The organism is bacterium, from assembly GCA_021372515.1.
Classification (GTDB): domain Bacteria; phylum Gemmatimonadota; class Glassbacteria; order GWA2-58-10; family GWA2-58-10; genus JAJFUG01.
Genome location: JAJFUG010000076.1, coordinates 1 through 7,240 on the forward strand (window position 1 = coordinate 1; position 7,240 = coordinate 7,240).

The window sequence follows — 7,240 nt, forward strand, 5'->3', positions numbered from 1 at the left end:
CGCAGCAGGGCCAGCTTGCGCTCCAGGCTCACCCGTCCCTCGAAGATCACCGTTTCCCGCAGCCCGAGGGCCACGGCGCGGGACTCCAGGCGCGGGTAGTCATCCCCGGCCCCGGCGAACACCAGACGGACATTCCGTTCCAGCCCCTCTTCACGCGCCCGGACGAACGCCTCCAGCACCAGGTCCAGACGCTTGTAGCGCTTGATCCGCCCCATGTACAGGCAATAAGATTCCTCCAGCGGCGGGCTGTCCCCCGGCGGCGCGGGGGTGTAGAGCGCGCTGTCGATCCCGTTGTAAACCACTTTCATGCGCTCGCGCCCGAACCCCAGGCCGACAAGCTCCGCGGCCGTGTCCTGCGAGACCGCCTGGCAGTGCTCGCCGCGGTAGAACGCGGGGATCATTTTCTCCCAGAGCCAGACATAGGCGGCCACCGGAAAAACAGTTTCACGGAAGATGGAGCCGCCGAACAGGTGGTGGAACAGGATCAGCCGCGGCCCGGGCCAGAACGACCGGCTGCGGAACGGTATCTTGTTGACATCCTCGACCAGGATGTCGAAACCGCGGCCGGCCAGCTCACGCCGTACAATGCCGGGCACGGAATAGTTGAAAGTGAAATTGCTGCCGCGACGCAGCACCTCGATCCCGTCGATTACGGCCTCGGGCGCGCAGCCGGGCCAGGCGCAGGTGAGGAAAGTCACCCGGTGGCCCGCCGCGGCGATGCGGCTGAATATCTCGTGGGCGTGGACCTCGGCCCCCCCGGCCTCGGGGTGCTGGATGTCGCGCCAGTTGACCAGCAGGATGTTCCGTCCCATCGCGTCCCCCTCAGCGTCCGCGGGCCAGGCGCTCGGCCAGCACGGCGGGCAGTCCGGCCTCCAAGATCGAGTGCTGCGCGGCCGGAATGTCGTACTCCACGCGCTGGAGCGTGAAACGTCCCGTGCCGTCATCCAGCAGGCCGAACGAGGCCCGCGGGTCGCCATCGCGCGGCTGGCCCACGCTGCCGGGGTTGATTATGCAGCGCGCGCCCGGGCGAAGGGTGTAATCCTCGGCCCCCAGGCAGGCCACTGTCCCATCCGCCTGCTCGAACAGCATCGGGTAATGTGTATGGCCGAAAAAAAGGAGCGGTCCGCTGAAAAATCCGAACAGCTCCTCGGCATGGTCATCCGACATCAGGTAGCTCCAGGCGGCGGGGTCATCGGGCGTGGCGTGCACGGTGCGATAGACCCCGGGCGAGTCCTCGTAAGGCAGGGCGGCGAGCCAGGCGATTTCCTCCGCGGTCAGGACCTTACGGGTCCAGAGCACGGCGGCGCGGGCGGCGGAATTGAAGCACTCGATCGAGGTCCGGCCAGCCACCGCGGCGTCATGGTTGCCCAGGATGACGCTGGAACAACTCTCGCGGGTCAGGCGCAGGCATTCGGCCGGCTCGGCCCCATAGCCCACCACATCCCCCAGACAGACCACCCGAGCCGCCCCCAGGCGCCCGATACTGTCGAGCACCGCGCTCAGGGCCGGCAGGTTGCCGTGAATGTCGGAGATGATAGCATGGAGCAAAGTCGGCCCCCTGGCGCCGAAATCACTGAGGCTCTTCGTCCTCCAGCAGTGCGCCGCTCTTGATCAGGCTCCGGTAGACCGCATCCAGAACTCCGTTCAGAAAGCGCGGGCTGTCCTCGGTGCCGAAGAAGTGCGCGAGCTGGACATATTCGTTGATCGTTACTTTCGGGGGGACATCGCCGATATACAGGAACTCGGTGATCGCCAGGCGCAGCATCAGCTTGTCGAGCACGGCCAGACGGTGGATCGACCAGTTCTGCAGGCAGCCGATGAACAGCTCGTCGATCTCGTCCGTGTGCTCGGTCATGCGCAGCAGCAGACGGGTGGTGAAATCCCGGTTCTCCGGGCCCACTCGCCGCTGGGTGAAAAATTCACGCAGTGCGCGCTCAGTCGGTTTTCCGCTCAACAATGCGCCGTAGGCGATCTGAATCGCCCACAGGCGGCCCTTGGTCCGTTTTCTCATTCTTCTTCCGGGAATCTCACGCTGAAAAGGCCCCGCCGGGGCGGCAGGCCCGCCTCGCGGAGGGCTTTTCGGGACCCCGGTTCCATGTAATCAGATCGCGCCGCCGCCGTACAGGTCCATCATCTCCAAGGCGGCCATGGCCGCCTCGGCGCCCTTGTTTCCGGCCTTGGCCCCGGCGCGCTCCAGCGCCTGTTCCAGGTTGTCGCTGGTCACCACGCCGAAAATCACTGGCACCGCGGCCTCGAAAGCCGCCAGGGCCACGCCCTTCGACACTTCGGAGGCCACATAGTCGAAATGCGGCGTCTCGCCGCGGATCACCGCGCCCAGAGCGATCACGGCATCGAATTTCTGGCCCAGGGCCAGCTTGCGGCACAGGGCGCCGATCTCGAACGCACCCGGCACGCGGAACACACTGATGTCCTGGTCCGCCACGCCGTGACGGGTGAGGATGTCCACCGCGCCGGCACTCAGGCGGCTGGTGACCAGGTCGTTGAAACGGGACACCACCAGGGCCACTTTCTTGCCCTTGCCGTCGAGCTTACCCTCGAATATCCTGGGCATCGTCGCTCCCCTTTCGGCCCGCGCCGCTCATTCAATCTGCGGCCGCGCGGGAAAACGGTTCATTGATTGCCTTTGTCGGTCTTCAGGGTCTTGTGCAGCCTGTGACCCATGCGCACCCGCTTGGTTTCGAGATAGCAGCGGTTGTACTCGTTGGGCTCCTGCTCGATGGGCACGGTGCAACTGACATTCAGCCCGAACCCGTCGTAGATGAACGCGTCGATCTTCTTTGGGTTGTTGGTCATCAGCCGCACGCTGGTCAGGCCGAGGTCTTTTAGGATCTGTATCCCGACTCCATAATCGCGCTCATCGGCCTTGAGGCCCAGCTCGATGTTGGCGTCCACCGTGTCCAGGCCCTTGTCCTGAAGGGCGTAGGCCTTGATCTTGTTGGCCAGGCCGATCCCGCGGCCCTCCTGGTTCAGGTAGACCAGCACGCCGGAGCCCTCTTTCTGGATAATCTGCATGGCGGTCTGGAGCTGGTAGCGGCAATCGCAGCGCAGGCTGGCCAGGGTGTCGCCGGTCAGGCAGCTCGAATGCACCCGCACCAGCACATCGCTCTTGCCGCGCACCTCGCCGCAGACCAGGGCCAGGTGGGCCTCGTCGTTGTAGGTGGTCTCGTACAGGTACAGGTCGAACTTACCGTAGGAGGTGGGCAGCACGGTCTGGGCCGTGCAGCGGATTATTTTCTCCTTGCCGCGGCGGTAGCGGATCAGGTCCTGGATCGAGGCCACCGGGATGTCGAACTCGCGGGAGATTTCGAGCAGGCGGGGCAGGCGCGCCATGCTGCCGTCCTGGTCCATGATCTCGCAGAGCACGCCCACCGGCTGGAACCCGGCCAGCACGGCCAGGTCGACCGTGGCCTCGGTGTGCCCGGCGCGGCGCAGCACTCCACCGTCCCTGGCCCGCAGCGGGAAAATGTGGCCCGGACGGGCGAACTCGTCGGGACGGGCGGCGCGGTCGGTCAGAGCGCAGATCGTGGCCGCGCGGTCGAAAGCCGATATCCCGGTGCTGGTGCCGATCTTGTAGTCCACGCTCACGGTGAACCCGGTGCCCAGCAGTGAGGTGTTCACCCCCACCATCGGGTCGAGCCGCATCTGGTCGGCATGCCGCTCGCTCATCGGCACGCAGATCAAACCGCGGCCATGTATGGCCATGAAATTGACCGCCTCGGGCGTGATCGGCTCGGCGGCCATGACCAGGTCGCCCTCGTTCTCCCGGCACTCGTCATCCACCAGGATCACCATGCCGCCCTTGCGGATACGCTCGATCACATCCTCGATCGGGGTAAGTCTGTTGTCCAGCGTGATCATTCTTCGCTTGTCCTCTCTACTCATAGCCGCGGCGGGCTCAGCGGTAGCCCCAGCCGCGGAGTTTATCCTCGGTCAGCCCCCCGGCGGGGCCCTCGCCGGCGCTGTCCATCGCGCCGAGCACATACTTGCCGATAATGTCGGTCTCCAGGTTCAGCACCCGTCCCGGGGCCAGTTCGGCCAGGGTGGTGGCGCTCAGGGTGAACCCGATCAGCGAGACCGTGAAAGAGCCGCGCTCCAGACGGGCCACGGTGAGGCTCACCCCATCCAGGGCCACCGAGCCACGCGGCACGACGTAGCGACGGGCCGCCTCCGGCAGGGCGAACGTGGCGAGCAGGCTCTCCGGGCGTTTCTCCAGCGACAGCACCCGCGTGGTGCAATCGACGTGGCCCAGCACGAAATGACCGTCGAACCGCCCACTCGCCGGGACCGCCCGCTCGAGGTTCACCCGGCCGCCCACTGCGAGCGCGCCCAGATTGGTCTTCGACAGGGTCTCCGAGACCGCCTCGGCGTCCAGACTTCCATCGCCCACGGCGGTGACAGTCAGACAGGCCCCGTTGACCGCCAGTGAATCGCCGGGGTGCATTCCACCGTCCAGGCCGCCGGCCCGGATGGAGAGGGTGCGGCCTCCCCCCAGCGGGCGCACCGCGGTCACGACGCCCACCTGCTCGATAATCCCTGTAAACATGGATCGATCAGGATAAGATAATACGATTCAACGGGGAAGGCAAAAAATTTATCCCTGCGGATACTCCAGACGGCCGGTTATATAGAGGTCCGGGCCGATCCTGCGGCTCTCGGAGTCAGCCAGGCGCAGCGGCAGCCGCCCGCCCTCGGGCGCGATCTGTCCCACCCCGTGCAGCGGCCCGCCCTCGCCGTAGAGCGAGGGGGCGATGAACAGGTGCAACCGCTCGACCAGGCGCGCCAGCAGGAACGCGCTCGCCACCCGCCGGCCGCCCTCGACCAGCACGCTGGTCACGCCCCGCGCGCCGAGGGTGTCCAATACGGCTTCCAGAGGCAGGTTCCCGTCACCCGCCCCCTCCAGCGGGATCACAGCCACCCCCAGCGCCTCCAGGGCGGCGGCGCGCTGTGGGTCGGCCAGGGCTGGGTCGTAGAGCACGACTGCCGGGAACTGGCCGGCCGTGGCCACGAGGCGGCTCTCCAGGGGCAGGCGCAGACGGCTGTCCAGGACCGCGCGCAACGGCTGGCGCGCCCCGGAGACCCCGCGCACGTTGAGCAGCGGGTCATCGGCCAGGACAGTGGAGATGCCGACCAGGACACAGTCGTGCCAGGCGCGCAGGCGCTGGACGTAGCGCCGCGAGAGGGCCGAGCTGATCCCGGTGCGCTGTCCCGGCCCGGCCGCGATGGCCCCGTCCAGGCTCTGCGCCAGCTTGAGCGCCACAAACGGACGGCCGGTGCGGACACGGTGCAGGAACACCTCGTTCAGTTCGCCCGCCTCGGAACGCAGAATGCCCACCTTTACCTCGATCCCCTCGCGGCGCAGCCAGTTGATCCCGCGCCCGCTGACCCGCGGGTCGGGGTCGCGCATGGCCACCACGGCGCGCTCTATACCGGCCCGGACAAGGGCCTCGGCGCAGGGCGGAGTGCGTCCGTGGTGCGAGCAGGGTTCCAGGTTCACGTACAGCGTGGCCCCGCGGGCACGGCGCCCGGCCCGGCGCAGCGCCAGCACCTCGGCGTGGGGCTGCCCGGCCTGGTGGTGCCAGCCCTCACCCACCACCGCGCCGTCGCGCACCAGCACCGCGCCCACCATCGGGTTGGGCGAGGTCCAGCCGCGGCCGCGCGCTGCCAACTCCAGGGCGCGCGCCATCCAGGCTTTTTCTTCGGTTTGGCTCATATCAATCAAATCGAGATTAATGGTGACAGACTTCTATGCCGTTCCGGCTTAAGAAACACACCGGCCAGGACTATTTGCTGACATTTCCCAGGCCCGGTTTCTTTCGCAGGGGCACGGCGCGCCGTGCCCGAAAGATTTTATATGTTCTCTTGGTTACGGCCAAGAGAACCAGAAGCCATTGGGGGACCGTAAACTCGCCCGGGCCAATTGGGGTTACCAGACTGTGGTGTGCATGCAGCTCTTGCACGCTGCCTGCGGTGCGGGGCGACGCTGACGCTGATTGCCCGCCGGACCGCGGGAGTTTTGCCTCCGTTCGGTGTGCGCGCGGCATTTGCTCCGCTGCCCTGCCGAGGCTCGGACATACGGCCTCCCGGCGGCCCTGCGGGCCGCGGGTGAGAAAAAACGCCGCTGGGCATCTACAGCCTGGATCGAACTTGCATACCAAACTATACAAGGCCGTATTCATTGGAACGGCGCCGGGCAGACATAAAAACCGCCGGGCGCAGCTTGCGGCGCGCCCGGCGGATCATCGTTCCGGGTCACTTGGGCCCGGGGGATTGACACAACTTGCTGCCGCCGGGATCAGTCCTCGAGCGGGCTGAACTCCTCCTTGCCCACGCCGCAGGCCGGGCAAACCCAGTCATCCGGCAGGTCCTCGAACGCCGTCCCCGGCGCGATACCCTGAGTAGGATCGCCTTCAGCCGGATCGTAGACCCAGTCGCAGACATCGCAGATGTATTTCTTGGACATGAGTGGACTCCTTCGGTGGCAGTTGGATCATCCTGCAAACGAAAATCAGACTGCGTGAAAATAAGCATCGTTCCAGAGGAAATCAAGCCGCACGGCCTGGCCTTATCCGTCACGAGCCGGAGACGGCGAGCCTTGCGAGCAGCTCGTCATCCACCGCCGCCAGCGACTCGAGCACCGCGTCGGCCCCGTCGAAACGCCGGTTGAACCGGTTGGCCACGCCGATCACTTTCATCCCGGCGGCCCGGGCGGCCTGCACCCCGGCCAGGGCATCCTCCAGCACCACACAACGCTCCGGGGCCACACCCAGGCTGGAGGCCCCCAGGAGATAGCACTGCGGGTCGGGCTTGCCCCGGCTGACATCATCGCCGGTGATCACGCGCTCGAACCGTGCTTTAAGGCCGGTCAGCTCCAGAATACGGTGCACGTAGCGGCAGTCGCCCGAGGAGACCACCGCCCGGCGGAACCCCCTCGCCTCGAACAGATCGAGCGAACCGCCCAGGCCCGGCATCAGATCGAGGCCGCTCTCGATCAGCCCGAGAAAGACCGAGTTGCGCTCCTCGGCCCACTGTTCGGCGGTCACGGGAAGGTCCAGGCTGGCCAGCAGAAGGGCGGCCACATCCGGGGCGCGCTTGCCGTAGACCGACTTGCGCACCCGCTCCGGTATCTCCTCGTATTTTCTGCCGTATCTCGCCAGTGTCAGTTCCGAGGCCCGCTGGTGCAAGGGCTCGGTGTCAACCATCAGACCGTCCAGGTCGTACA

Annotated in this window: 9 protein-coding genes; all 9 read right to left on the bottom strand. The window is 66.5% G+C overall.

From position 1 onward, the window contains the following. A partial coding sequence (locus tag LLH00_08045; GenBank protein ID MCE5271221.1) for a glycosyltransferase family 4 protein occupies positions 1 to 812 on the bottom strand: 812 nt, incomplete at its 3' end. 10 nt (positions 813 to 822) lie between these two features. Continuing rightward, positions 823 to 1,548 carry a metallophosphatase family protein gene (locus tag LLH00_08050; GenBank protein ID MCE5271222.1) on the bottom strand — a complete coding sequence of 242 codons (726 nt, stop codon included), beginning with the start codon at positions 1,546 to 1,548 and terminating at the stop codon, positions 823 to 825. A gap of 22 nt (positions 1,549 to 1,570) precedes the next feature. Next, positions 1,571 to 2,011 (bottom strand): transcription antitermination factor NusB, encoded by a 441-nt coding sequence (gene nusB / locus LLH00_08055; GenBank protein MCE5271223.1) that lies wholly within the window; start codon positions 2,009 to 2,011, stop codon positions 1,571 to 1,573. A 90-nt stretch (positions 2,012 to 2,101) separates the two neighbouring features. After that, entirely contained in the window at positions 2,102 to 2,572 is a 471-nt protein-coding gene (gene ribH, locus LLH00_08060) for a 6,7-dimethyl-8-ribityllumazine synthase (protein MCE5271224.1), read from the bottom strand. 59 nt (positions 2,573 to 2,631) lie between these two features. Beyond that, complete coding sequence (ribA, locus tag LLH00_08065) at positions 2,632 to 3,879, bottom strand: GTP cyclohydrolase II (GenBank protein MCE5271225.1); 1,248 nt, start codon at positions 3,877 to 3,879, stop codon at positions 2,632 to 2,634. Between the two features lie 37 nt (positions 3,880 to 3,916). Further along, positions 3,917 to 4,564, bottom strand: coding sequence for a riboflavin synthase (locus LLH00_08070; GenBank protein MCE5271226.1), 648 nt, complete (start codon positions 4,562 to 4,564; stop codon positions 3,917 to 3,919). Between the two features lie 48 nt (positions 4,565 to 4,612). Beyond that, positions 4,613 to 5,731: a bifunctional diaminohydroxyphosphoribosylaminopyrimidine deaminase/5-amino-6-(5-phosphoribosylamino)uracil reductase RibD gene (gene ribD, locus LLH00_08075; protein MCE5271227.1), complete on the bottom strand. Its 1,119-nt coding sequence runs from the start codon at positions 5,729 to 5,731 to the stop codon at positions 4,613 to 4,615. Positions 5,732 to 6,313: 582 nt separating this feature from the next. After that, positions 6,314 to 6,481 (bottom strand): rubredoxin, encoded by a 168-nt coding sequence (locus LLH00_08080; protein MCE5271228.1) that lies wholly within the window; start codon positions 6,479 to 6,481, stop codon positions 6,314 to 6,316. Positions 6,482 to 6,590: 109 nt separating this feature from the next. Next, positions 6,591 to 7,240 (bottom strand): HAD family phosphatase (locus tag LLH00_08085; protein ID MCE5271229.1); only part of this gene is annotated, 650 nt, incomplete at its 5' end.